The sequence below is a fragment of the Thalassotalea sp. 1_MG-2023 genome (genome assembly GCF_030546745.1).
Taxonomy (GTDB): Bacteria; Pseudomonadota; Gammaproteobacteria; order Enterobacterales; family Alteromonadaceae; genus Thalassotalea_C.
In genome coordinates this window covers 46,178-70,015 of the sequence record NZ_JAUOPD010000017.1, presented here as the reverse complement: position 1 = coordinate 70,015, position 23,838 = coordinate 46,178, and the positions used below count along the sequence as shown (strand labels likewise).

The 23,838-nt window shown below is 38.1% G+C and carries 24 protein-coding genes; 7 read left to right on the top strand and 17 right to left on the bottom strand.

Annotation, left to right across the window (positions count from 1 at the left end; genetic code table 11):
- Positions 1 to 230 precede the first annotated feature (230 nt).
- The 3 genes from Q4489_RS13495 to rsuA form a co-directional block, all read right to left on the bottom strand.
- Positions 231 to 1,451: a response regulator gene (locus Q4489_RS13495; protein WP_303481206.1), complete on the bottom strand. Its 1,221-nt coding sequence runs from the start codon at positions 1,449 to 1,451 to the stop codon at positions 231 to 233.
- 464 nt (positions 1,452 to 1,915) lie between these two features.
- Complete coding sequence (locus Q4489_RS13490) at positions 1,916 to 2,212, bottom strand: hypothetical protein (RefSeq protein ID WP_303481204.1); 297 nt, start codon at positions 2,210 to 2,212, stop codon at positions 1,916 to 1,918.
- A gap of 148 nt (positions 2,213 to 2,360) precedes the next feature.
- Positions 2,361 to 3,050, bottom strand: coding sequence for a 16S rRNA pseudouridine(516) synthase RsuA (gene rsuA, locus Q4489_RS13485; protein WP_303481203.1), 690 nt, complete (start codon positions 3,048 to 3,050; stop codon positions 2,361 to 2,363).
- 118 nt (positions 3,051 to 3,168) lie between these two features.
- On the opposite strand from rsuA, the gene Q4489_RS13480 reads away from it, so the two are divergent.
- Positions 3,169 to 3,840 carry a LysE family translocator gene (locus Q4489_RS13480; protein WP_303481201.1) on the top strand — a complete coding sequence of 224 codons (672 nt, stop codon included), beginning with the start codon at positions 3,169 to 3,171 and terminating at the stop codon, positions 3,838 to 3,840.
- A gap of 11 nt (positions 3,841 to 3,851) precedes the next feature.
- Complete coding sequence (locus Q4489_RS13475) at positions 3,852 to 4,160, top strand: DUF962 domain-containing protein (protein ID WP_303481199.1); 309 nt, start codon at positions 3,852 to 3,854, stop codon at positions 4,158 to 4,160.
- 295 nt (positions 4,161 to 4,455) lie between these two features.
- On the opposite strand, the gene Q4489_RS13470 is transcribed toward Q4489_RS13475, so the two are convergent.
- A complete protein-coding gene (locus Q4489_RS13470; RefSeq protein ID WP_303481197.1) occupies positions 4,456 to 5,307 on the bottom strand; it encodes an ion transporter in 852 nt (283 codons plus the stop codon).
- Positions 5,308 to 5,309: 2 nt separating this feature from the next.
- Positions 5,310 to 5,951 carry an MBL fold metallo-hydrolase gene (locus tag Q4489_RS13465; RefSeq protein WP_303481210.1) on the bottom strand — a complete coding sequence of 214 codons (642 nt, stop codon included), beginning with the start codon at positions 5,949 to 5,951 and terminating at the stop codon, positions 5,310 to 5,312.
- Positions 5,952 to 6,151: 200 nt separating this feature from the next.
- Here Q4489_RS13465 and Q4489_RS13460 point away from each other — a divergent pair, with 200 nt between their 5' ends.
- Complete coding sequence (locus Q4489_RS13460; protein WP_303481195.1) at positions 6,152 to 7,489, top strand: sodium-dependent transporter; 1,338 nt, start codon at positions 6,152 to 6,154, stop codon at positions 7,487 to 7,489.
- Between the two features lie 101 nt (positions 7,490 to 7,590).
- On the opposite strand, the gene Q4489_RS13455 is transcribed toward Q4489_RS13460, so the two are convergent.
- From Q4489_RS13455 to Q4489_RS13445, 3 genes are all read right to left on the bottom strand, one after another.
- A complete protein-coding gene (locus tag Q4489_RS13455) occupies positions 7,591 to 8,781 on the bottom strand; it encodes a diguanylate cyclase (RefSeq protein WP_303481193.1) in 1,191 nt (396 codons plus the stop codon).
- 107 nt (positions 8,782 to 8,888) lie between these two features.
- Complete coding sequence (locus Q4489_RS13450) at positions 8,889 to 10,235, bottom strand: DNA recombination protein RmuC (protein ID WP_303481191.1); 1,347 nt, start codon at positions 10,233 to 10,235, stop codon at positions 8,889 to 8,891.
- Positions 10,236 to 10,356: 121 nt separating this feature from the next.
- Positions 10,357 to 11,892 carry a fumarate hydratase gene (locus tag Q4489_RS13445; protein ID WP_303481189.1) on the bottom strand — a complete coding sequence of 512 codons (1,536 nt, stop codon included), beginning with the start codon at positions 11,890 to 11,892 and terminating at the stop codon, positions 10,357 to 10,359.
- 142 nt (positions 11,893 to 12,034) lie between these two features.
- Between Q4489_RS13445 and pabB the strand changes: the two genes are divergently transcribed.
- The 3 genes from pabB (at position 12,035) to Q4489_RS13430 (ending at position 15,562) form a co-directional block, all read left to right on the top strand.
- Positions 12,035 to 13,435 carry an aminodeoxychorismate synthase component I gene (gene pabB / locus Q4489_RS13440; protein WP_303481186.1) on the top strand — a complete coding sequence of 467 codons (1,401 nt, stop codon included), beginning with the start codon at positions 12,035 to 12,037 and terminating at the stop codon, positions 13,433 to 13,435.
- Positions 13,436 to 13,477: 42 nt separating this feature from the next.
- On the top strand, positions 13,478 to 14,053 hold the full coding sequence (locus Q4489_RS13435; protein ID WP_303481184.1) for a CoA pyrophosphatase: 576 nt from the start codon (positions 13,478 to 13,480) through the stop codon (positions 14,051 to 14,053).
- 132 nt (positions 14,054 to 14,185) lie between these two features.
- Positions 14,186 to 15,562: an L-serine ammonia-lyase gene (locus Q4489_RS13430; RefSeq protein WP_303481182.1), complete on the top strand. Its 1,377-nt coding sequence runs from the start codon at positions 14,186 to 14,188 to the stop codon at positions 15,560 to 15,562.
- Between the two features lie 51 nt (positions 15,563 to 15,613).
- Here Q4489_RS13430 and cysB read toward each other — a convergent pair whose 3' ends face one another.
- Entirely contained in the window at positions 15,614 to 16,588 is a 975-nt protein-coding gene (gene cysB, locus Q4489_RS13425) for an HTH-type transcriptional regulator CysB (protein ID WP_303481181.1), read from the bottom strand.
- A gap of 290 nt (positions 16,589 to 16,878) precedes the next feature.
- Between cysB and Q4489_RS13420 the strand changes: the two genes are divergently transcribed.
- Entirely contained in the window at positions 16,879 to 17,640 is a 762-nt protein-coding gene (locus Q4489_RS13420) for a hypothetical protein (RefSeq protein ID WP_303481180.1), read from the top strand.
- 60 nt (positions 17,641 to 17,700) lie between these two features.
- Here Q4489_RS13420 and Q4489_RS13415 read toward each other — a convergent pair whose 3' ends face one another.
- The 8 genes from Q4489_RS13415 to Q4489_RS13380 form a co-directional block, all read right to left on the bottom strand.
- Complete coding sequence (locus Q4489_RS13415; protein ID WP_074499416.1) at positions 17,701 to 18,027, bottom strand: YbaB/EbfC family nucleoid-associated protein; 327 nt, start codon at positions 18,025 to 18,027, stop codon at positions 17,701 to 17,703.
- A gap of 60 nt (positions 18,028 to 18,087) precedes the next feature.
- Positions 18,088 to 20,229: a DNA polymerase III subunit gamma/tau gene (gene dnaX / locus Q4489_RS13410; RefSeq protein ID WP_303481178.1), complete on the bottom strand. Its 2,142-nt coding sequence runs from the start codon at positions 20,227 to 20,229 to the stop codon at positions 18,088 to 18,090.
- A 7-nt stretch (positions 20,230 to 20,236) separates the two neighbouring features.
- The gene (apt, locus tag Q4489_RS13405; protein WP_303481175.1) at positions 20,237 to 20,782 is read right to left on the bottom strand and encodes an adenine phosphoribosyltransferase; all 546 of its coding nucleotides are present in this window, start codon (positions 20,780 to 20,782) and stop codon (positions 20,237 to 20,239) included.
- Between the two features lie 61 nt (positions 20,783 to 20,843).
- On the bottom strand, positions 20,844 to 21,233 hold the full coding sequence (locus tag Q4489_RS13400) for a response regulator (protein ID WP_303481173.1): 390 nt from the start codon (positions 21,231 to 21,233) through the stop codon (positions 20,844 to 20,846).
- A 25-nt stretch (positions 21,234 to 21,258) separates the two neighbouring features.
- A complete protein-coding gene (locus Q4489_RS13395; protein WP_286271976.1) occupies positions 21,259 to 21,381 on the bottom strand; it encodes a hypothetical protein in 123 nt (40 codons plus the stop codon).
- A gap of 175 nt (positions 21,382 to 21,556) precedes the next feature.
- Positions 21,557 to 22,810: a tetratricopeptide repeat protein gene (locus Q4489_RS13390; RefSeq protein ID WP_303481170.1), complete on the bottom strand. Its 1,254-nt coding sequence runs from the start codon at positions 22,808 to 22,810 to the stop codon at positions 21,557 to 21,559.
- Positions 22,811 to 22,812: 2 nt separating this feature from the next.
- The gene (locus Q4489_RS13385) at positions 22,813 to 23,430 is read right to left on the bottom strand and encodes an energy transducer TonB (protein WP_303481168.1); all 618 of its coding nucleotides are present in this window, start codon (positions 23,428 to 23,430) and stop codon (positions 22,813 to 22,815) included.
- Between the two features lie 4 nt (positions 23,431 to 23,434).
- Positions 23,435 to 23,836 (bottom strand): biopolymer transporter ExbD, encoded by a 402-nt coding sequence (locus tag Q4489_RS13380; RefSeq protein ID WP_303481166.1) that lies wholly within the window; start codon positions 23,834 to 23,836, stop codon positions 23,435 to 23,437.
- Positions 23,837 to 23,838 lie beyond the last annotated feature (2 nt).

Genomic DNA, 23,838 nt, shown 5'->3' with positions numbered 1-23,838 from the left:
ATGCAAGAATCCAAGTGCCGCGATCAGAAGGCGTTTACCTTGAACAAAACTTAAACAGCAAAGATCAACACGCTCTAACTTAAGATATGACAGTGAAGAAAAAGATAAGCAACATTTAGCTTTTTGTTTCACTGTCATGTATATACTTAATGAGTTAAATGCCATTAGCACCAATAACCAAATACATGCCTATTAAGTTATTCCAGACCACCTTTTGGCATTCAAAGGTATTATTTCGGTTTTCTAAGCAATGTGATGCCAAGTTTCTCGCAAATAGAGACAAAATTATCTTGTCTAAGCGGTTTGACAATATAATTTTTTGCCCCAAGTTTAATACACTCAAGCGCTGTTTTCTTTTGTCTATTCCCCGTCAGCATAACTGTATTTGCATCCTTATTTTTCGAACTTTGAGATATTTGATCAAGCAAGTAAATACCACTGGTATCAGGAAGACCAATATCTAATAAAATCAAATCGTATTGTTTGCTTTTTAAACACGCTAACGCTCTTCTACCAGTAAAAGCGGTATCAAGCTCTAAATTGAATAACTTAAGAATCTCTGAGGTTAAATGAATACTTATAGGATCATCCTCAATAAGCAGCACTTTTAATTTATCTGGTAATTTAACGATGTCACTTTCTATAGATTGCGATTGCAGCTCTTGAAACTTATTATGAATTTGTTGGCAAGCAACTTTTGCTAGTTCATCTTTGTCACCATCGATTTTTTCTAGCATATCTTGATTGTCTTGCACAAAAGATTGCAATAAATTCAATACTTTATTTTGTATCTTTAACAGTTCTGGCCTTATTTCATCAGATTTTATTTTTCCTAATGTTTCTCTTAATATATCTAGATCTAATGATACTTTTTGATGTTGTTGTATTTTTTCTGCTGCGTTATCTAATGCAGATTCAATAATGCCTACTGAGCTTTCCAGCTCTTGCTTCATTTGTTCTTTACGCTCAAGTCCTTTAGCTACAACACCTCTAACATCATCAGCATATTTTTCTTCACGATAAATATGCTCAAGCCCAGGTTTTTCTTTTTTAGCAAAGCCAAGTTCAATTAATAAGTGTTCACAGATAACAATAGGTCGATGAATTTCATACAATGGCCTAGCGACTAAATAGTCATCAATGATCCCATTTCGGTAGGCGTCATAAGCTTCTCCTTCATCGTGTCTGGAAACTAAAGAAACAAAAAAGTGCTCACATAAGCTTTGATCCGGTACTTTATCTAATGAACCATAAAAAATAGAGAGTGTTTCTTGGAATCGTTCTGCGGAAACTAAAATAATCTTAGGTGTTTCTTCTTTTAATTGCTCAACGAGTTCATCAGGCTCCTGTAATACTTTTATTTTTTCATAGTGTTTAGTTAATGTAGAGATCAGTAAAGAATCCGTACTTTTATCATTGGAAAACAATACAATTTGATCTGTTTTTTTCATAAATTTAAAAGCCCTTTGGCACTACTAATAAAACTATTTATTATATTAAATAAAGTAAATAACGATAAAACATTCACCTTTCATCGACACATCCAACAGCCAGCCATATTAATCACTTATTTGAACCACCTTATTAGATGCTTGATACACATACATTGAAGTATTTATAAATAGTCGCTAAATACTATGCGCATAGGATGAAGTATAGAAAGTAGGATTTGAAATTCAAATGCAATTCTTTAAAGGTTTTTTATTTATATTTTACAAAGGCTAAAAAACATAATTGTTCGAAATAATTTATCAGCGGATAATGATGTAACTAACAAATAACAATGCATGCACTTCGATAATGCATGGCACTTAAACTGACAATTGTACTAGCTGGTAAGTAGATAGAGGTGATTAACTTCACAAACACACTTAACGCGTAACGTTATCGTGAAAACGTTACGCGTTAAGTTCTGTTATATGCTTAACTTTATTGCTGTTTTGGTGTTGGCTTTACGTCTATCTTTATTAAGACGGGAATCAAGCCAACGACCTCTATTTTTTTGATGTAACCGGCGATCTTCCCCTGAACGTCGTTCAACAAAATATGCCTTCTTTCGCGTTTTCTTCTTTTTCTCTTGATGCGTCGCTTCGTTATTTTCTTCAGACGACTGTTCGTCCTGAGGGTTTTGTTGCTCAGGTTGGCGATCTTTTGCTGTTGTTTCCGACTTTACAAGATAAGATGGCGGTAATAAATCTGCCAAAACGTCCATTTTCACACCTAATAATGTAAATTAAAATTCAAACTCTTGGCTATAATATCGGCAACGGGTAAAACTTCTTTAGTTAAATATTAACATTTTTTTGACTTATTTTATTTTTGCGCTATTAAGTAATTAACCACAGGTAATTGATATTGGTTTATAAGAAATTAGCGACTTCATCGCTGGTTAAGTAACGCCACTCGCCTAATTCAAGCTCATCAAGCTTTACACCACCAATGCTTTCACGGTGCAAACCAACCACTTTATTTCCCACGGCGGCAAACATACGCTTAACTTGGTGGTATTTACCTTCGGTGATAGTGAGTAGAACTTCTTTTGGTGCTACCCTTTCTAACACTGCTGGTCGGGTTAGATCTTTTTCACCCTGTAATTGCACACCGTTTGCGAACTTTTCGGCAGTGTCAGGTTGCAAAATATCTCGTAACCACACTCGGTAGGTTTTCTTGCATGATTTTTTAGGTGAAATAATATTATGTGACCATCTTCCATCATCCGTAATTAACACTAGCCCTGTTGTATCAGCATCAAGTCGACCCGCTATATGCATATCAAATGCTTTATCGATATCAAGAAAATGTAGTACAGATGGATATAGCTCATCTACGTTAGAGCAAATTGTATCTATAGGCTTATGCAACATGATGTATCTTGATTTTCGCGCAACTAACGCCCGTCCATCAACACGGATATCATTATTTTCATGAACTTGTGTTGCCGGATTAGTGATAATTTCGTTATTAACCGTTACTTCACCTTTTTTTAATAACTTTTTGGCTTCTGTTCGAGTTAATTCGGTACTTTTACAAATAAATTTATCTAAACGCATATGCAGCTTTTGCCGTCGTTATAGCAATATCAGCTGGATTACACGCCAAGATTGCAATATTGAATTGATTCAGTGATGATAATCTGACAATTGTAAACTTTCACATGAGATCCAACAAATGGATTTATTCTCAGGACTTATTTTAATTACCTCAGTTCACCTATTAGCGGCAGCATCTCCAGGCCCAGATTTTGTTTTAGTGACACAACAAACCCTTAAACACGGAAAGAAAGCCGGTTTGCTTTGTTCTTTAGGCATCTCTTTAGGGTTATCCGTTCATATCATTTATTCTGCTTTAGGATTAGCAGCTGTTATAGCAAATTCTAGTACCTTATTGTGGGGGATAAAAATACTGGGTGCTAGTTACTTATTTTACTTAGGTATTCAAGGGCTCCGTGCTACATCACGTAATATTGACCCACAATTAAGCAAAGAAAATACACGCGTTGTTCATAATGCCGAGATATGCATGAACAGTACACAGGTGGAATCATCGATAAAAACCATTACTAAAGGCTTCTTTTGTAATGCCTTAAACCCTAAAGCGCCAATTTATTTTGTCGCATTATTTACGGTGGTGTTGTCGCCAGAGCTACCTAATACACACTTAATCATTTATGGCACTTGGTTAATGGTGATTCAATTAGTCTGGTTTTGCTTGGTCACGCTCTTATTCTCGCGACCTCGTATTCATTTGAAATTTCAACAAATGGGCCACTGGATTGATAAGGTTTCTGGTGGCGCTATGATTTTATTAGGCATCAAAGTATTGACTTCTAAACTAGAATAACAGAGACAATAATGGCAGAAAAAAACTATCAATCATTCACTGACTTTTATCCATTTTATTTGAGCCAGCATAAGAACAAAACCTGTAGACGTTTACATTTCATCGGCTCTTTGTTCGTGCTTATACTTCTTATTGTGAGTATTGTTACTCAATACTGGCTGTACATACTTTATGTGCCTATCGCAGGCTATGGCTTTGCTTGGGTTGGTCATTTCTTTTATGAAAAAAATAAACCTGCCACTTTTAGTTACCCCATTTATAGCTTACTTGGGGATTGGGTCATGTTTAAAGACATTCTGTATGGCAAGATCAAACTTTAGAGATAAAGGTAGCTAACCGTATTATTAGCTTGAGTTCAAATGAATAATTGTTAACCACATCCTTATTTATCTTAGCAAGTATTCTTTACTCGTTTTAATTTATATTTGGTGTGATTATGACTTCAGTTTCTTGCATTAATAGAACAACAATAATTAACGCAAACAAACGTGAATTCGTTATTGAACGTGGTGATTTTCAAGACTATAGCGCTGACTAAACCGCGAATACCACGCCACATAGAATGCGAACAAGTATTTCTACCAAATGGTATTCGCTATTAAGTTATTTTTATCGTTATTCTAACTTTGTCGGTTTATTGGCAAGTTGACTGTTAGCAAGAAGCGCTTTTATCTCCGCGAGTTCATTTTGAAGAGACTCAATTTGCGCTCTACTTGCTGGTTCTGCCCCTTGTGCGGTTTCGCCATGCTGTTTAGCACGATGCTGCTCATGTTCTTCATTCATCACATCTAAAATAGTCCCAACCATCATGTTAAGAAAGATAAATGCAGTCAGAAAAATAAAAGATAAATAGAAAATCCAACTTAACGGATGTACTGCCATTGTTTCATACATTACATCGGTCCAATCTTCAAAGGTTGCAACCCGAAATAATGTTAATAATGAAATTGAAACATCACCCCATAATTCTTCATTAATTTCATGAAAAATGATGCTGCCTATTGCTGCGTAAATGTAAAAAATAACGAACATTAACAATGCAATATAACCCATTCTTGGGATGGCTTTAATTAACGCATTTATCAGCAACCTTAATTCAGGCACCATTGATACTAACCTGAGTACTCTAAAAACTCGTAGTAGTCTCGCTAATAAAACACCAGAACCACCATCAGGCACTAAGCTCCCTATCACTATAATGGTGTCAAAGATATTCCAACCACTCTTGAAAAACGCCTTTTTATCAGCTGTGGCTAAAAAGCGAATAATAATTTCAACCAGAAAAAATACCGTAACCGCGTTATCTGCAAACGATAACAGTTGAATAACCGGTTCTGGTAAATCGTGCGTTTTAGCGCCGATAAGCAATGCCGATAGAATGATGACGGCAATAACACTCCATTGAAACCACGGGCTCGAATCAATTTGTTTTAACCTATCTTTAAGCGAAATTACGACAGTACTCATTGTTAACTTACCCTGTCAGCAACAAAAGGGTTGGTTCTTCTTTCTTCACCAAAAGTACTCATTGGCCCATGCCCAGGAATAAAACGAACATCGTCCCCTAACGGAAAGAGGTTTTCACGAATAGATTTGATCAAAGTAGCATGGTCACCACGAGGAAAATCTGTTCGCCCCATTGAACCTTTAAATAATACATCGCCTACTTGTGCGAGTTTAGTGTCGCGATGGAAAAAAACCACATGCCCTGGGGTATGTCCTGGGCAAAAATACACTTCTAAAGTAATATTACCAAAAGAAACAGTATCCCCTTGATTTAACCATCGAGTAGGTTCAAAAATTTCTGCGTGATCAAAACCAAAGCGTGTGATTTGCTCTGGGATCAAATCAATCCAAAACTTGTCTTCTTTATGAGGGCCTTCAATTGCCACCGAATACTTTTCAGCGACGGCTTTGGTCGCGCCAGCATGATCAATATGTGCATGGGTAAGTAGTATTTTCTCTAACGTTACCCCATTAGCTTCAATGGCTTGTATTATGAGTTCTATGTCGCCACCAGGGTCAATAACAGCGGCTTTTTTAGTTTCATCACACCAAAATAATGTACAATTTTGTTGAAAAGGTGTAACGGGGATAATTTGGTATTGCAACATAGTCAGTCTCAGGTTTAAAAGTTAGGAACTATTTTCTCTGCTCCTTAATGTGGGTGCAATCCATTTTTAATTCAATACTAGGCTGAATATATTTACACCAACAAGGAAAGAAATGTTAAGAAATCATTAAAATTACTTTCCTATTTATGGTGAACTCGGTAAGCTCGGCTGAAATAAAAATAATAGCGCAACACTATATGACACAACTCAGGGACTCTTTTCATTCACGCATTGGTTTTGTATTGGCTGCTGCCGGCTCTGCCATTGGCCTTGGTAATATTTGGGGTTTTCCAACGAACGCGGCTAATAACGGTGGCGGTGCCTTTCTATTTGTTTATTTAGTCGTCACAATATTGTTAGCTTTGCCCGCTTTATATGCAGAAGTTTACATTGGTAATCAAGCGCAAAAAAATCCAGTATCCGCATTAGGAGACGCCTGCAAAGGAGTTTCAGAAGGGCTAGGGCGTAAAGCAGGCATCATTGGGCTATGCGGCGCTATCATGATGTTGAGCTTTTATACTATTGTTGCCGGCTGGATGCTTTCTCATGCGTTGTCAGCAATATCTGAGCTTATCGGTCTAACCAATATTTCACAATGGCTAGCCACCTCAAGTACTGAACGAAACATATTATTTACTCCTATTTTTATCTTATTAGGAGCCGCTATTGTTCATCAAGGTGTGAATGCTGGTATTGAAAAGTGGTCTACTCGATTAATGCCGATTTTATTGATCATGTTATTCGGCTTAATTGTCTATATATTACAGCAACCCGGAGCAATGGAAGGATTAAAAGTGTATTTGATCCCTGACTTTAGTCAAATCACCAATCCCACATTAGTGGTTTCTGCTATGGGACAAGCGTTCTTTTCTTTATCAATAGGTGTTGGCGGAATGATGGTTTACGGATCATACATGCAGAAAGATAAAGACTTAGGCAAATTGGTATTATCTATTACCGCATTAGACACCGGCATTGCCTTTTTAGCCGGTTTACTGATAATTCCTGCGCTATTTGTTGCACAACATGCTGGTCAGCAAGTGTTTCAAGGTAATGAACTTATTGGTGAAGGCCAATTGATTTTCCATATTCTACCTGAGCTATTTTCTTCAATGGGTTCTATCGGTCTTATTGTTGCTGCAGGCTTCTTTTTGTTGTTATCAATTGCAGCATTAACTTCAACCATTTCATCTACTGAAGTACCCGTTGCCTTTTTAATGGAAGATAAAAAGGTTTCTCGACAAAAAGCGACTTGGTTAGTATCGGCGACAGTGTTATTTTTCTCTATGCTGTTAATCGCTTTTTTTGACGTACTTTTTGGAGCGTTTATAAGAGTACTCACCACTATTTTACAACCACTTAGCTGCCTATTTTACTTTATCGTTGTTGGCTGGTTATGGAAAAGAGGCAATAAGCTTCGTGATAGTGACCTACAACAAAATCGACCTTGGCTACGTCATTGGGGTAATTATTTGCGTTTTGTCTGCCCATTGTTATTAACCGTAGTGTTTGTCAACGTGGCAATTTTAAATTAATAATCATTTATTAACGTGAATAAAAGTATGAACAGCCTTACTCATAGTATAATAATGTGTAAGGCTTTTTTATTTGTTTGATCAACTTGTTAGAAACACAACTACCGACTAACGTTGTTTCTGCCTTTTTTCTTAGCGCGATAAAGCGCTTGATCTGCTACCTTCACGACTTGTTCAAAGCTTTGCTTATCTTCTCGGGCAGAAACTCCCATAGAAACTGTTACACTCACAGTTTTAGTTTGCTCTGTTGGCTTACTGCCACGTGCTTTTTTATTCTTTCTTACTGGATGCCTAATGATGATTTTATAATCAGCAATTAATTGACGAATGCGTTCAAGTTCAGGCGTCGCACCTTCAATCGTCTTTCGAGGAAATATTAGGGTGAATTCTTCACCACCATATCTAAACGCTTTACCGCCTTCAGCTACCGTCGCTAGTTTTGCTGCTACTAGCTTTAACACCTGATCGCCAATATCATGACCGTAACTGTCATTAAATTTCTTAAAATGATCAATGTCTACCATTGCAACACAGTAGCGTCGTCCTAAGGATAATGCGTACTGATTTAACGCTCTTCGTGATGGAATAGTTGTGAGTTCATCACGATAGGCAAGATAATATGAATCAATAACCACCACCACAATATAGTGCACTAACAACAGTGTTAGCATTGCACTTAAAGGTAAGGTTAATTGTTGATAATACGCTAGACTCGCCACCAGTAAACTTGTGAGTAAAGAAGCGATTAATAAGCTAGGGTAACGCAACGATTGAAACAATATATAGCTACAGGAAAGCAGCAATGGAAGAGTAATGGTTATATTCGCGCTAAGTTGTGCAGGCCAGCCAAGTAGTAAAGTTTGTGCTGTTAAATATTCACCCAATATCAACCAACCTTTTGCCAAAAGAATACAAGAAAAAATAGCAGCAAAACGCAATGCACCATGTACAGAAATCAAGCTACGATCTTTCACATTAACTAAAAAACTAAGAATGAACATCGCAGATAAAAATATCCACTTTTGATGCTGAATAAACCAGTCACCACTGACCAGTTGTTGTTGAAAGAGTAAATAAAAGCTAAGTAAACTAATGATCAGTAAGGTATATCGGCTTCTACTAAATTGTGCAGTAAAAATGATACCAACAGCAAATAACCCTAAGACAATCTGTTCAATTAGATTTATTTTACTCAACCAATACGATTGACTATAACAAGCAACAACAAATAATAAGCTGACTGCTAGCCCTGTCCACAATGTGGTTTTTATACCTTCAAATTTTTGAAACAACTATACAGCCCTATCATTGTTATTTTTCGACATATTTTTTATTTCATTGCACCTTTAGACAAGGTGACAACCGTAAACGCTATTGTATGGTGTGATATAAGCGGCAATCAACTGGTTTTTTCATGAAGCAACTGTGCTTTTAATTTATCTTCTTGGGATAAGTCTACTTGCTCTATCTTGTCGAATCGAGCAGATATTTTATCTGCCGAGGTATGAATTTGTTTAACATCAACTGACGCTTGATCAATATGCCGAGCTAGATTATTAAAGCGCAGTTTAAATCGTGAGAAATCAGCAGATAGTTCACCTAAATGTGCCTTAATAATATGCACTTGTTCTCGTGTAGCTTCATCTTTAAGTACCGCTCTTGCTGTAGTTAACACTGCCATTAGCGTAGTTGGCGAGGTTAACCAAACCCTTTGATTGTTCGCATGCTCCACTAAGTCAGGGAAATGACGATGTATTTCAGCAAATATAGCTTCAGCTGGAATGAACATAATCGCGCCATCTGCTGTTTCTCCATCGATTAAGTACTTAGTGCTTATGTCATTAATATGTTTTTTAATATCCGTTTTAAATTGCCTTTCTGCCGCTTTACGTGTCAAGTCGCTGTGATGTATGTCAGTCATCACTTTGTAGTTTTCTAATGGGAACTTAGCATCAATAACAACGTTACCTGTTGGTTCTGGTAGCCATAAAATACAATCAGCCACTCGATTATTAGACAAGGTATGTTGTAGGCTAAAATGTTGTTCTGGTAGAACATTACGAATTAACGCACTAAGCTGTACTTCACCAAAAGCACCACGAGAACGCTTATCAGACAAGACCTCTTGCAGTGATACTACGTTGCTGGATAATTCAGTTATTTTTTTCTGTGCATCATCTATTAATGCTAAACGCTTAACAATATCGCTAAACGTTTTACTGGTTTTTTCAAAGCCGTCAGCAAGGCGTTTTTCAACCTGTTCACTAATTTCTTTTAAACGATTATCTGTTGCACCAGTTAACTCAGACACTTTGTTCGCTATTTTATCACTAGCAATCGTTAATGATTTGGCTTGTTCTTCACGATTTGATTGATTATGTTTTGCAATAACATCTAGTAATTGCTCAAGGGCAACCGTTTGTGTTTTAGCAAAGTCTTGTTGGTGTTTATGCAACATAGATTGCAGCATATGCGCATCATCACGCGCCTGTTGTTGCTGTAATGTTGCTTGTTCGGAAAACAGTTGATGTTGCGCTAATTTATGCTCAGAAAATAGTTGTTGTTGTTGCTGCTGAAGCAATTGCATGTGCTGCTGCAAAAGCGTTTTTAATTGCTCGCGGCTTGCTTTACCGCTTATTTTGCCAAGTATAATACCGATCAATAAAGACACGAATAAACAAGAAAAACTAAAAAGCAGTTGATATGTGGAAAGTTGCTGAAAAAAATCGAGAATAAATGTTAACATAACACCAATAAACACTGTAAATATTAACAGTTATTTAAGCACAACAAAACAGTAATGCCAACCAATAAAAAAAGCGGCCGTTGCACGTGCCGCTTTTCCATCATCTAAAATAAAGAAATGTTTATGTCTTCGGTGTTAATGCGTCATCAAGCTCTTCAATTTTGGCTTGCCAAATGGCAGGGCCAGTAACATGAGCTGATTCTCCGGTAGAGTCTACCGCAACCGTAACCGGCATATCTTCAACGTCAAATTCATAGATAGCTTCCATTCCTAATTCTTCAAAAGCAACGACCCGTGCTTTTTTGATGGCTTTTGACACTAAATATGCCGCACCGCCAACAGCCATTAAATAAACCGACTTATGCTGTTTTATGCTTTCTACCGTTGCAGGGCCACGCTCAGCTTTACCAATAGTGCCCAATAAGCCAGTATCAGCTAACATCATTTCGGTAAACTTATCCATACGTGTTGCCGTTGTTGGACCAGCAGGGCCAACCGCCTCATCACCGATAGCATCAACAGGACCAACGTAATAGATAAATTTGTTCGTGAAATCGACCCCCGCAGGTAAACCTTCGCCAGAGGCTAATAACTCTTGAATTTTTTTATGTGCCGCATCGCGACCCGTCAAAATTTTACCTGACAGTAATACGGTTTCGCCAGTTTTCCATTCTGCGATATCGGCTTTAGTTAACCCATTAACATTTACTCGGCGAACATTTTCACCCACTTCCCATGTAATTTCAGGCCACTCTTCTAATTTAGGTGGTGTTAAATTAGCAGGCCCGCTACCGTCTAGATGAAAATGTACGTGTCGTGTGGCAGCACAATTTGGGATCATCACCACAGGTTTAGATGCAGCATGCGTTGGTACAGAGTTAATTTTAACATCAACAACCGTTGTTAAACCGCCTAAGCCTTGAGCACCAATACCAAGTTTATTAACACGTTCATAAATTTCTAAACGTAATGCTTCTTCGGCATTTTCTGGACCACGATCAATTAAGTCTTGAATGTTTACCGGATCCATTAAACTTTCTTTTGCAAGTACCCCGGCTTTCTCAGCTGTTCCACCCACGCCAATACCGATCATGCCAGGAGGACACCAACCAGCCCCCATGGTAGGTAATGTTTTAACAACCCAGTCAGCGATAGAATCGCTTGGGTTTAACATAGCCATTTTAGTTTTATTTTCACTACCGCCGCCTTTCGCTGCAATCATCACTTCAACTTCATTACCAGCAACCATGTTAATATGAACAACAGATGGCGTATTATCTTTAGTGTTCTTACGAGCGCCTGCTGGATCAGCAACAATTGACGCCCTTAAAGGATTATCAGGGTTCAAGTACGCACGACGTGTTCCTTCATCGACCATTTGCTGAATGGTCATATCGGTTTTGTCCCATTGCACGTCCATACCGATATTTACAAAACAAGTAACAATACCCGTATCTTGACAAATAGGACGTTTACCATGTGCTGACATACGCGAATTAATGAGTATTTGTGCAATAGCATCTTTAGCAGCTTGGCTTTCTTCTTTGTGATAAGCCTTCTCTAATGCTTGAACAAAATCTAATGGATGATAATAAGAGATATATTGCAAAGCATCAGCAATGCTGTCGATCATATCTTGTTGTTTAATAATAGCCATGGTTGCCCTTTAACGATTTTCAGTGTGATCTTTCTACAATAACTATAGCGAAAGTATTGAAAGTTATATTTTTGCCGATATGATACCCTGCTTGAATCACGCTCGCTAGTAGCGGCGTTTGAATATTTAACGGGTACTCACATTGTCGCAGCATTGTAAAACAATTATCACCGCGAAACCTTTGCACTTTAGTCATAGTTACACCCCTGCTGAAGTTTTCACTCCGCTTGCAAAACAGCCTTGGGCTATGTGGTTGGACTCTTCCGGTAAGGGTCATATTGACAGCCAATTTGATCTTATCGTCTGGCAACCCCGCGCGACCATTATCGCAAATGATCAACAAATCGTTATTGAACAAAATCAACAAAAAACGACGTTAGCCGTTAACGATGATCCACTTAGTGCTTTATCTACATTACAATCTACAATTTTCGAATCTATCGAGATAGCAAGCTCTGAGCTTCCATTTACTGGAGGAGCCGTTGGGTATTTCTCTTATGACTTAGGAAGAAGTTTTGAACAACTACCAAAACAAGCTATTAAAGATATTAATATGCCTGAAATGGCCGTTGGCATTTATACTCATGGGATCATTTTCGATAATAAAACACAGTTATATTATCTTGTATGTTTAGAAGAGGAGCGTGCCCAATTAGAAAATACAATTAAACAATATTTGCAAAACTCTAAATGTCAGCCAACCAATTTCACGTTAACGACTCCGTGGCAACATAATATTACCAAAGCACAATACACCGAGAAATTTAACCGTGTTCAGCATTATTTAACTGAAGGCGATTGTTATCAAATCAATTTAACACAACGCTTTTCTAGCCATTATAAAGGTAATGAGTTTTCGGCGTATTTAGCATTAAGAGCAGCAAATCAAGCGCCCTTTTCCGCTTACTTAACTTTTGATAACTTTTCAGTGTTAAGTGTTTCGCCCGAGCGCTTTATACAAACAAAACAAAATAAAGTGCAAACAAAACCGATTAAAGGAACAATGGCTCGTTTAGCCGACCCAAAAGCCGATCAGCAGCAAGCGACATTACTCAGCCAATCTGAAAAAGATAAAGCAGAGAACTTAATGATCGTTGATTTGCTACGTAACGATATGAGTAAAGTCTGCGAAGCAGGTAGTGTAGTGGTTCCTAAATTATTTGATATCGAAAGCTTTCCTGCGGTTCATCATCTCGTCAGTACCGTTGAGGGAACGCTCAAAGAAAATAAAACCGCCATTGATTTATTGCGAGCGGCATTTCCTGGCGGTTCTATTACTGGTGCTCCTAAGATACGAGCCATGGAGATCATTGACGAACTTGAGCCACAACGAAGAAGTATTTATTGCGGTTCAATTGGTTATATTTCTGCCAACGGAAATATGGATACCAGTATCACCATTAGAACGCTAGTTTGCACTAACAATCAAATTTATTGTTGGGCAGGTGGTGGCGTTGTCGCCGACTCTAACGTTGATGCCGAATACCAAGAAAGCTTAGATAAAGTGAACAAAATACTTCCTGTCTTGGCTGCAATGTCTTAACATTTATTAACACTAAATGTCGCTAACGTTAAGCATTGTGCTATGAATAAATATGAGTTTTTACATAAATTTCACCTGCACCCGCTAACTGCTGCTATATCTTCATCTCCTGTAGATTCAGGTGGGGTAATAAAAGAGTCAGCAGTGTTAGTTGCGCTTGTTGAAATTAATAACGCTCTACACGTTGTACTTACCAAACGAGCTTCACATTTAAGACATCATCCTGGTCAAATTAGCTTTCCTGGCGGAAAGGTAGAAGAACACGACCCGAATATTATTGCCACTGCATTGCGTGAAGCACAGGAAGAAATAGGACTTGCCGCTGATTCTGTTGCGATATTGGGACAGCTACCAGAATATCGAACACTTACAGGCTTCACCATAACACCCGTCATTGCCTTATTATCACAATCACAGCATTACATTATTGACCAAAATGAAGTAGCCCAAGTATTTCATGTACCTTTGCAACACTTCGTCGATCAACGAAACCACATCATCATTACCGTTGAGCGACAAATGCGCAAGCATCCAATTTATTACATGCCGTATAACGAGCATAATATATGGGGAGCAACTGCGGCGATCCTCAAAGACTTATGTGAAAATTTACGTTAAAACTTCGCACTAGCGTTAAACATTTTCTTTTTCTGCGACTAAACTTATTTAGTAATGTATAACTTTACGTTATCATGACCGAAGATTATTTCACCACAAACAAAATAATGAATTATTATTCAGGTTTAAAGTATGATTAGTGTATTTGATATGTTTTCAATAGGTATTGGCCCTTCTAGCTCTCATACGGTAGGTCCAATGAAAGCAGCAAAATTATTTGTTGATCACCTGATTGAACAGCAATTAATTGATAATGTAGATCGGTTTAAAGTTGAGCTATTTGGCTCATTAGGACAAACAGGTGTCGGCCACGGCACAGGTAAAGCTGTTATATTAGGTCTATTTGGTGAAACCCCTGAAGGTATCGCGGTCTCTTCTATTGAGCGAATTGTTGAACAGGTCAATAAAACAGAAGTGATCACATTATCTTCCGGCAAAGAAGTTCAGTTTCCGAAATCAGACGCGATCATTTATCACCGAAGAAAAACCTTGCCTGCTCACGCTAACGCAATGACGTTATATGCTTATCAAGGTGATGAAATTATTTTTGAAGAAACCTATTACTCGATTGGCGGTGGCTTTATCGTGCAAGATTGTGACTTTGAAAAAGAAAAAGATAAAGCACTTTCCTTACATAGTAATATTGTTCGTCCGCATAAATTCTCAAGTGCTGATGAGCTCATTGGTATGGCTGCTGAGAAAGGCTTAAGCATTAGCACAATTATGATGGAAAACGAAAAGTGTTTAGCTGATGAAAAAGTCATTAGAAAAGAGTTAATCAATATTTGGCAGGCCATGAAAGACAGTGTCGAGCGTGGTATGAAAACCGAAGGTATCTTACCTGGCGGCTTAAAAGTAACTCGCAGAGCCCCCGCACTATATCGTTCTTTATCTGTTGAAAGTAATAATGACCCGCTAAGTGCGATGGATTGGGTAAATCTATTTGCTCTTGCGGTCAATGAAGAAAATGCCGCAGGTAGCCGAGTTGTTACTGCACCTACAAACGGCGCTGCTGGCATTATTCCAGCGGTGTTATGCTATTACGACAAATTCATTAGGCCAGTAACCGATGAAGACTGTATTCGTTATTTATTAACGGCAGCAGCCATTGGTATTTTATATAAAACAAATGCCACTATTTCGGGCGCTGAAGGTGGTTGTCAGGCTGAAGTTGGTGTTGCATGTTCGATGGCGGCAGGTGCATTAACCGAAGTAATGGGCGGTAGCCCTAAACAGGTAGAAAATGCAGCCGAAATTGGAATGGAGCATAATCTAGGTCTAACTTGCGACCCGGTAGGTGGTTTAGTTCAAGTTCCTTGTATTGAAAGAAATGCTATGGGATCAGTCAAAGCAATTAATGCTTCACGTTTGGCATTGAGAGGTACCGGTACACAAAAAGTTTCTTTAGACAAGGTGATAAAAACTATGTGGGAAACAGGTAATGACATGAAAACTAAATATAAAGAAACGTCAAGAGGCGGTTTAGCGGTTAATATTATTGAATGTTAATCATAATGAGCTTTGTATTACAAAAAATACAAAGCTCATTGACTAAATACATTACCGGATAGGTAATTCGATATTTTGAAACAACTCTTCGATTTCAGCATTATTCTTTAATAATACTGCTCTTGTCACCAAGTCTCGATTTAAATGTGGTGCAAAGCGTTCAATAAAATCAAACATATAACCACGTAAAAATGTTCCGCGTCTAAAACCAATTTTAGTAGTACTGGCTTTAAACAGATGGCTTGCATCTAACGTAACCAGGTCTTTGTCTAATTCAGCATCCATCGCCATAGTTGCAATCACACCAATGCCTACTCCCATCCTAACATAGGTTTTGATTACATCAGCGTCAGTTGCGGTGAAGGCAATTTTGGGCTCAACCCCTGCTCTTTTAAAGGCTTCGTCAAGCTCTGAACGCCCGGTAAAGCCAAATACATAAGTCACCAATGAATATTGTGCAATATCTTCAATGGTTAAAGTTTTTTTCTTAGCAAGTGGGTGATCAGGTCTCACAATAATACTGCGATTCCAGTGGTAACATGGTAACATCACTAAATCGTTATAAAGATGGAATGACTCTGTTGCAATGGCGAAGTCGGCTTCACCTTTAGTGGCCGCGTCACTAATTTGTGCAGGCGTTCCTTGATACATATGCAACGTTACTTTCGCATATTTCTTCATGAAACCTTGAATAACATCAGGTAAAGCATATCTTGCCTGTGTATGTGTTGTGGCAATTCTAAGCTTACCTTCATCTGGCTGAGTGTGCTCTCGAGCAACCGCTTTAATTGCTTCAACTTTCGATAGAATTTCCGTCGCAATGTTAATCACCTCTTTACCTGCTGGGGTTACATGAGTGAGATGTTTACCACTACGGCCAAATATTTGGATCCCTAGCTCATCTTCTAACATGCGTACCTGTTTACTGATACCAGGTTGAGAGGTAAATAAACTTTCTGCAGTAGCAGAAACGTTTAAATTATTGTTTTGTACTTCGACGATATAACGGAGTTGTTGCAGCTTCATAATCTATGTTTCAAATGACTTATGCCAAAAATATATACTTAAATAACAATTTATTCCATAGTCTTTTGACTTTTTTGTAAATATATTTCATAAAAATATAATAAATCCCTTTAATGAAAGAATATTACAACAAAAGGTAAATTAAAAGTACATTTTTTAATCTTTTTCATTAAAATCTAATTATATTTCATTTTAAAGAAAATTCTGCTGGAAGATAACGCTATGCTAAGCTCAACATTTTTTGTAGACTGAGAAAAGTTATCGTAGCAATATCAGTTGAGAAACAAAATATGGGTATTATTATAGGCTTAGTTATCGCACTTGTGGTCATTGTTGTGTTTGTGAATGCTGTGCAACAACACAAAGAAAAGCAAGAACAAGATAAACGTGCTAAAGCAGCCAAACAAAAAGCAATTATTGATGAAACAGAAGAGTTGATTCTTAATCTTTCACACTTACCTACTAACCCAAAGGTTGTTGAAATACTCAACCGTCGAAGCTTAAACGCAGCGAAAGCAATGGCACAAATAATACCAGAGCTAAAAGGTATAAAAAATAGAATCAATGAAATGGAAGCAAGGCTTTCAGCCTCAGAAGATTTAGCCTCACAAACCACAGAAGATACCTTTATATTACCCGATAACGAACAACAATTAGTGGTCATCTTACAAACGATCAAGAAATTAAGAGCTACGTTAAAATCTGAACAAGCTAAGGGGGCTTTAGATGCCCAAACATTTATGCATGAAGATCAAAAGCTTGATGCAATGCAACTTCGCATTAATATCGAAAGTTTGTATAAGCGTGGATCTCAAGCACATGGTAAAGAAATGCTTGGTTCAGCCCGTCAATATTATGAAAAAGCGATACAAACATTAACCGAACACCCACACCAAACTGAGTACACCATAAAAAAACGCGAAGAAATTCAAGAGCAACTTGAGTTAATCACTGATGCGCTGAAAAACTCAAATGCGGCAGATGCTGCTAAAAAGGCAAAAGCAGAAGAAGATGATTTAGACTTACTTTTTCAACCTAAGAAAAAATGGTAACCAATACTCACACCAAAAAAAAGCCGACTAAATGTCGGCTTTTCTCTTTTTACTGGTTAATTAAAACGGCATTTTCATCCCTGGAGGCATTTGCATACCGCCAGTAACAGAGCCCATCTTTTCTTTATTTTGCTCTTCAACGCGTCTTACAGCATCATTAATTGCAGCGGCAACTAAGTCTTCCACCATTTCTTTATCATCTTCTAGAAGGCTCTCATCGATCTCTACACGACGAACACTATGGCTACCTGTCATGGTAACTTTTACCATACCAGCACCAGACTCACCAGTCACTTCCATATTTGCTAGCTCTTCTTGCATTTTCTGCATTTTTGCTTGCATTTGTTGGGCTTGTTTCATTATGTTGCCCATTCCGCCTTTCATCATACTTTTCTCCAATTAACACTTATGCCAAAGATAGGGGCTTACGAACGAAAATTCAAGCTTCTATCTTGCTTCTATCGTATCTTCATTCAATTCTGCTTGAAATGTCTCTTGCATCGCAATAACGAGATCATCTTCTTTTAATAATGCTTTCGCATACTCATAACGTTTATCATTAATTTTTTGCTGTATTTGTGCTGGATCGTCGTTGGTTTCATCAACAATAACTACTTCTACCGTTGTTGTTTTACCAAAATACTCTGAAACAAACTGATTAAGCTGCGTCATAGCAGCGTCTGACTTCAAGTGCTTTGTTGATTGATTTAACGACAACACTAAGCTTTCTTCATTCGTGTTTTCATTAATCGTTGCATTGAGTGCTAATTGACGTAATCGACCATTTAATGCCATAGCGTCAATCATATTCGCCCACTTATCAACTTGATTGGCTTTTTTTATAATACTTGGGTCAATCGCCTGCTCAATAAAAGGCTGTTCAGGAAGCGTCTCAATATCAGGGACTTGCTTGATATTATTTTTTATTGCATTAGCAGCGGCTGTCGGTTCTTGACGCGTTTCGGCGTCATCAAACTTTTTTTCAGTATTCTCCAGTGCTTGCTTTTGACTTCTCAGCATATTTCGACGTGCTAATACCTGCGCAATTTCTGGTGTAGCAACTTTCCCTAATTCATCATTCGTCGTAGCTGACAGCGTATTTGAGGCTTCAGTTGAACTTTCCGATTGCTGATTATCAAACGTGTGTTCATCGTCAATCGTGTTAGACTCATTTAATGCTTCTGGTTGCTCAACAATGGTACGATCTTTTTGAACGCTATAATCGTTTGATGAATCTTCGGGTATAGTCTCTTCACGCACACTAGCCGCTGTTAGCTCCAGCTCTGTCATCTGTGCCGTGAGTGCCTCTTCATTAACAGTATCATTTTCAACAATATCACTTTCTTCTGCCGGTGATTCAACCTGCTGAAAAGTCTTTTCTGTATTTTCTGCCTTACTCGCTACTGGTTTTGCGTCTATTGATAATTCAGCTTCAGAAAAGCGAATATCATCGAAACTGACTTTATTTTCGATTGCATCAGTCATTGAAGGGAGTTCAGCGTGCGTTTGTGGCTTGAAGGCCAATAGTCGTAATAATACCATGTCAAATGCTGCTTGTTCGTCAGCGGCATAAGGTAAGTCTTTGCGACCCGATAAAGCAATTTGATAATACAACTGTACATCTTCTGGCGACATTGCCTGGCAAAATTTTTCAACAAGCGTGTTATGTTCTGGCGATAAATCAAAGTGCTTACCAACCACTTGAGTAATTGCTACCTGATGTAACAACTGTATTAATTCCGCAAGCAAACGACCATAGTTAGGAGAATATGAAGCAATTTCTAATGAGAGATTCATTAATGCTTTACTATCATTTTTAATCAGGGCAATCAGTATTTTAAACACCCAATTGTGATCAACACCACCAAGCATTTGTTGAACATTAGCAGCAATAATTTCACCATTACCTTGCGCTATTGCTTGATCAGTTAAACTCAGCGAGTCACGCATACTGCCTCTAGCTGCTTTTGCAAGTAGATTCAGTGCCAGAGGTTCTATTGTGACCTTTTCAGACTGTAAAATTTCTGACAGTTTTTGTTCAATTTGCTTGACTGTTAACGCTTTAAGGTGAAATTGAAGACACCTTGAAAGTACGGTAATAGGTAACTTTTGAGGATCAGTGGTCGCTAAAATAAACTTAACATGTTCAGGGGGCTCTTCTAAGGTCTTAAGTAAGGCATTAAAACTACTACGTGAGAGCATATGCACTTCATCAATTAAATATACCTTGTAACGGCCTCTTGTCGGTGCATATTGAACATTATCTAATATTTCTCGGGTGTCATCTACTTTAGTGCGAGAAGCTGCATCTATTTCAATCAAATCAACAAAGCGTCCAAGATCGATATCTTCACATACATCACATTGACCACAAGGTTGAGCAGTAACACCCTGCGCACAATTTAAGCTTTTAGCAAAAATTCTCGCTATGGTGGTTTTACCCACCCCTCTAGTACCCGTAAATAAATAAGCATGATGGAGTCTTTGCTGCTGCAATGCATTAGATAAAACCGCCACCACATGTTCTTGCCCCATTAATTGGGCAAAGTTCTTCGGACGCCATTTTCTTGCTAAGACTTGGTAACTCATGACTTATTTAATCGCCTTCGTATGCTAATAAAGAGTGCACCGCTAACCCTAATGCTTCAAGTTTCTTCTCACCACCTAAATCAGGTAATGAAATAACGAATGCGGCATCTGTAACTTGGGCGCCAATACGACGTATCAGTTGGTATGTTGCTTCGATAGTACCACCTGTTGCTAATAAATCATCAACAACTAATACTTTATCCTCAGGCACTAACGCGTCTTGGTGTATCTCTAAAATATCCGTACCATATTCTAGTTGGTATTCTTGTGAAAAAGTCGCTCTAGGTAATTTACCTGGTTTACGGACAGGTACGAAACCTACACCTAAACGCAAAGCAAGAGGAGCACCAAATAGAAAACCACGCGCTTCGGTACCAATAACTTTGGTAAACCCACAATCACGGTATTTTTCAACGAATAAATCAATGGTTAAGTTAAATGCTTCTGCGTTATCTAAAATTCCCGTAACATCTCGGAACATGATACCTTTTTTAGGATAGTCAGGGATAGTGTGTACTGCGCTTTCTAATAACGCTTTTTGAGAGTTTGTCATGCTTACTATTAATCTGTTTTCTTAAAGAATTTCTTTAACTAATAGAATAATAGAAAAACGACTAATTTGATATAGATCTTATCGGGTTAATTTGTGAGAAAAGCGGCTCAATGACTTGATTGAACAAATCAACATTAATCGGCTTTTCGATCAGCTGATCAAAGAGTGAAGACTCAGCAGTCATGTTGGCCGCACTTGCACCTTGTGTTGTCATAAAAAATAACGTCGCGTTAGCTAACAATTGCTTTTTCTCTAAATTTTTAACAAGTTGAAGACCATTCATTACCGGCATTAAATGATCTACGATAAACAGATCGTATTGTTTTTTTTGAGCTTTCTCGAGAGCATCTAAGCCATTACCAGCACTATCGATCTCACACGGAAAATCAGCCAGTAACGTGCGTAGTTGTTCTAAAACAACAGGTTTATCATCAACGATTAAAATTTGCATATATTTTCTTAGGTCAGTGAAAAAACTAGCTTAAAACGGTAAACCAACCCATTAACATAGGTAATAATGGTGCGGCAAACATGACAGTTATGGCAGCAAATAAATGGCGCTTTGACGAGCTATCTTTGAAATTTTCATTATGTGACATCTTACACTTCCTACTAAACTACAAAATGAACGGCGCGAATTCTAGCGAATTTTAACCCAATTAGATAGCCTTTTTTGATCTAGATCATAGCAAAGCATGTAAAGCTTTAGAATTTATCACAATAAAAAAACCAGCCATTAGGCTGGTTTTTCAAATCAAGACAACAATTTGCTATTTAAATAGCTTTGCCTTTTCGTTGAGCAGTATCTTTGATATATGTTACCCAACCTTTAGCACTTTTTCTTGTTTTAGGATCCTTTTCTGCAAGCTTAACTGCAGCATAAGCTTGTTTATATTGTCCTAAATAAAAGTGTGCTTCAGCCAAGCTCATATTCAAACGACCTTTGTTACTAGCACCTAAATCTAACGCTTTGTTCAATGCTACAATGGCTTTTTTAAACTGTTCATCTTGAGCAAGTAACGTACCTAATTTAGCGTAATGCTTGGATTCATTAGTCATCTTCGCAAGTTCGCTAAAATATTTGGCTGCTGTGTCAATTTCTTGAGCAGCATGGTACGCATTAGCTAGTGAGAAAAGGTTTTGATCATCACGTTTTATTTCACCTGAGTTGATATGCTTCTCTAAAATTCTCGCCGCTTTATGCGGGATATTATTTTGAGAATATAAGCTTGCAAGTGTTTTAAGGTGTGATTCCTTCTCTAAAAAGCCTTGCTTATAAGCAAGATCAAGTGTAGCCATGCCACGCTTATAATCTTCTGTTAGCAAATAGAAATTACCTAGTTGGGTCCAGAAAGCTTTCTCTGTTGGGAACAATTGCACCGCAGTTTCAAGTACTTCAACCGCATCTTTATATTTCTTACGCTCGTAATATGAAGTAAGTTTTAATAAATACGGGTTTTTGTTGTGCTTGTCACCGTAAGCGGCAATTGCGTTGTCTGCCGGTGTGATCATTTTATCTAAACGTTTCAGTTGATACTGTGCGTTCGAAATTTTAACCCACGTGTCACCGTCAGATTTTCCAGTAAAGTCCATCCAAGCTTCATAATTTTTTAACGCGTCTTCATATGCTTGTTCTTGCATTTGAAGATCCGCTAATAATTTAAGTGCATCACCATGATCTGATTCATTGAGAATATCAGGTTCAACGGCTTGCTTAAGATAGTCTATCGCTTTCTTTGGTTCACCTAACGTTGCGTACATATTAGCGATAAATCGTGCTAAATACGCTTTGTCGTAGTCTTTTTTCGCGTTAATTTCTAATAACGTTGTTAAAGCACCTTGAACATCGTCAGCTGTATACAATTCGAAAGCTTTACCAATTTTTTTACCAACAGACTGTCCAACCAATTGCGTTTTTCGCTTCGGCTTTTCAGACTTTTGCTCAGCAGCCTGCACATCATAAGATGTAGGAAGCTGCACCAACGCAATAGAAGCGAATAACATTAAAGATTTAGTTATCTTGTGCATGATTATTGACCCCCATCCATTTTAAAGTCTAACTGTACAGTTAAACCAGGTTGTTTAATTGGTTTACCATCTACAACTTTAGGTTTGTATTTCCATTTTCTCAATGCGCGACGTGCTTCTTTATTGAAAACACGTTTCGGCTCAGCATCGATAACTTCAACATCTTCAACACCACCAATTTCATTGATAGTAAATGATAGAATTACCCAGCCTTCAATGCCATCACGCGCTGCTTGCATTGGATACTTAGGATTAATACGCACGATAGGTGCGGCATCACCATCACGTCCAAAACCAGCACCTGGTGCTGCAATGTTAGTGTTTGCACCAGCAAGTTGTATGCCTGGTAAATTAAAACTTAACCCACCAGTGTCAGTACTTGTATCTGGCTCTGGTGCCTGCGGCTTAGGCGGCTGTTTAGGCGGCGGCGGCGGCGGCGGTGGTACACGTTGTCTTGTTTGAGCCTTTGACTCAGGTGGCGTAGTGTTTACTTCTACAACAATGTGTTCTAACTTTTCTTCTTCTCTTCGATCTGTACTAGAGATCAAATAAGCCATAAAAGCGAACAATGCAAAAGTAACCGCTGCGCCTAGTAGTATTGATACTATAAAGCGAACCATAAACTTACCCCCTAGCTGCAGCGATGGAGATACGGTCGATGCCTGCTTCTTTAATCGCGTCCATTACTTTGACAACAATACCGTGTTTAGCATTTTTGTCAGCTTGAACAATTACTACATCACTCGGTTGCTCGGCTAATAGTTTTTCAATATTAGCGGCAACACGTTCGACATCCACACGACGCTTATCTAACCAAATTTCACCAGAATCTCTAACAGCAATAAAAATGTTAGCTGACTTTTGTTTGGTTTGATTAGCTGCCTTCGGTTTATTAACTTCTATACCTGCTTCTTTTACGAAAGAAGTGGTCACGATGAAGAAGATCAGCATGATGAATACGATGTCTAGCATCGGCGTCATATCAATAGCTGCGTCTTCATCTTCACGAATACGTTTACGTGCCATTC

Bases quoted from the DNA above. Each gene is read 5' to 3' on its own strand.
- Q4489_RS13495 (WP_303481206.1), bottom strand. From the start codon at position 1,451: ATGAAAAAAACAGATCAAATTGTATTGTTTTCCAATGATAAAAGTACG.
- Q4489_RS13490 (WP_303481204.1), bottom strand. From the start codon at position 2,212: ATGGACGTTTTGGCAGATTTATTACCGCCATCTTATCTTGTAAAGTCG.
- rsuA (WP_303481203.1), bottom strand. From the start codon at position 3,050: ATGCGTTTAGATAAATTTATTTGTAAAAGTACCGAATTAACTCGAACA.
- Q4489_RS13480 (WP_303481201.1), top strand. From the start codon at position 3,169: ATGGATTTATTCTCAGGACTTATTTTAATTACCTCAGTTCACCTATTA.
- Q4489_RS13475 (WP_303481199.1), top strand. From the start codon at position 3,852: ATGGCAGAAAAAAACTATCAATCATTCACTGACTTTTATCCATTTTAT.
- Q4489_RS13470 (WP_303481197.1), bottom strand. From the start codon at position 5,307: ATGAGTACTGTCGTAATTTCGCTTAAAGATAGGTTAAAACAAATTGAT.
- Q4489_RS13460 (WP_303481195.1), top strand. From the start codon at position 6,152: ATGACACAACTCAGGGACTCTTTTCATTCACGCATTGGTTTTGTATTG.
- Q4489_RS13450 (WP_303481191.1), bottom strand. From the start codon at position 10,235: ATGTTAACATTTATTCTCGATTTTTTTCAGCAACTTTCCACATATCAA.
- Q4489_RS13445 (WP_303481189.1), bottom strand. From the start codon at position 11,892: ATGGCTATTATTAAACAACAAGATATGATCGACAGCATTGCTGATGCT.
- Q4489_RS13435 (WP_303481184.1), top strand. From the start codon at position 13,478: ATGAATAAATATGAGTTTTTACATAAATTTCACCTGCACCCGCTAACT.
- Q4489_RS13430 (WP_303481182.1), top strand. From the start codon at position 14,186: ATGATTAGTGTATTTGATATGTTTTCAATAGGTATTGGCCCTTCTAGC.
- cysB (WP_303481181.1), bottom strand. From the start codon at position 16,588: ATGAAGCTGCAACAACTCCGTTATATCGTCGAAGTACAAAACAATAAT.
- Q4489_RS13420 (WP_303481180.1), top strand. From the start codon at position 16,879: ATGGGTATTATTATAGGCTTAGTTATCGCACTTGTGGTCATTGTTGTG.
- Q4489_RS13415 (WP_074499416.1), bottom strand. From the start codon at position 18,027: ATGATGAAAGGCGGAATGGGCAACATAATGAAACAAGCCCAACAAATG.
- dnaX (WP_303481178.1), bottom strand. From the start codon at position 20,229: ATGAGTTACCAAGTCTTAGCAAGAAAATGGCGTCCGAAGAACTTTGCC.
- apt (WP_303481175.1), bottom strand. From the start codon at position 20,782: ATGACAAACTCTCAAAAAGCGTTATTAGAAAGCGCAGTACACACTATC.
- Q4489_RS13400 (WP_303481173.1), bottom strand. From the start codon at position 21,233: ATGCAAATTTTAATCGTTGATGATAAACCTGTTGTTTTAGAACAACTA.
- Q4489_RS13395 (WP_286271976.1), bottom strand. From the start codon at position 21,381: ATGTCACATAATGAAAATTTCAAAGATAGCTCGTCAAAGCGCCATTTA.
- Q4489_RS13390 (WP_303481170.1), bottom strand. From the start codon at position 22,810: ATGCACAAGATAACTAAATCTTTAATGTTATTCGCTTCTATTGCGTTG.
- Q4489_RS13385 (WP_303481168.1), bottom strand. From the start codon at position 23,430: ATGGTTCGCTTTATAGTATCAATACTACTAGGCGCAGCGGTTACTTTT.
- Q4489_RS13380 (WP_303481166.1), bottom strand. From the start codon at position 23,836: ATGGCACGTAAACGTATTCGTGAAGATGAAGACGCAGCTATTGATATG.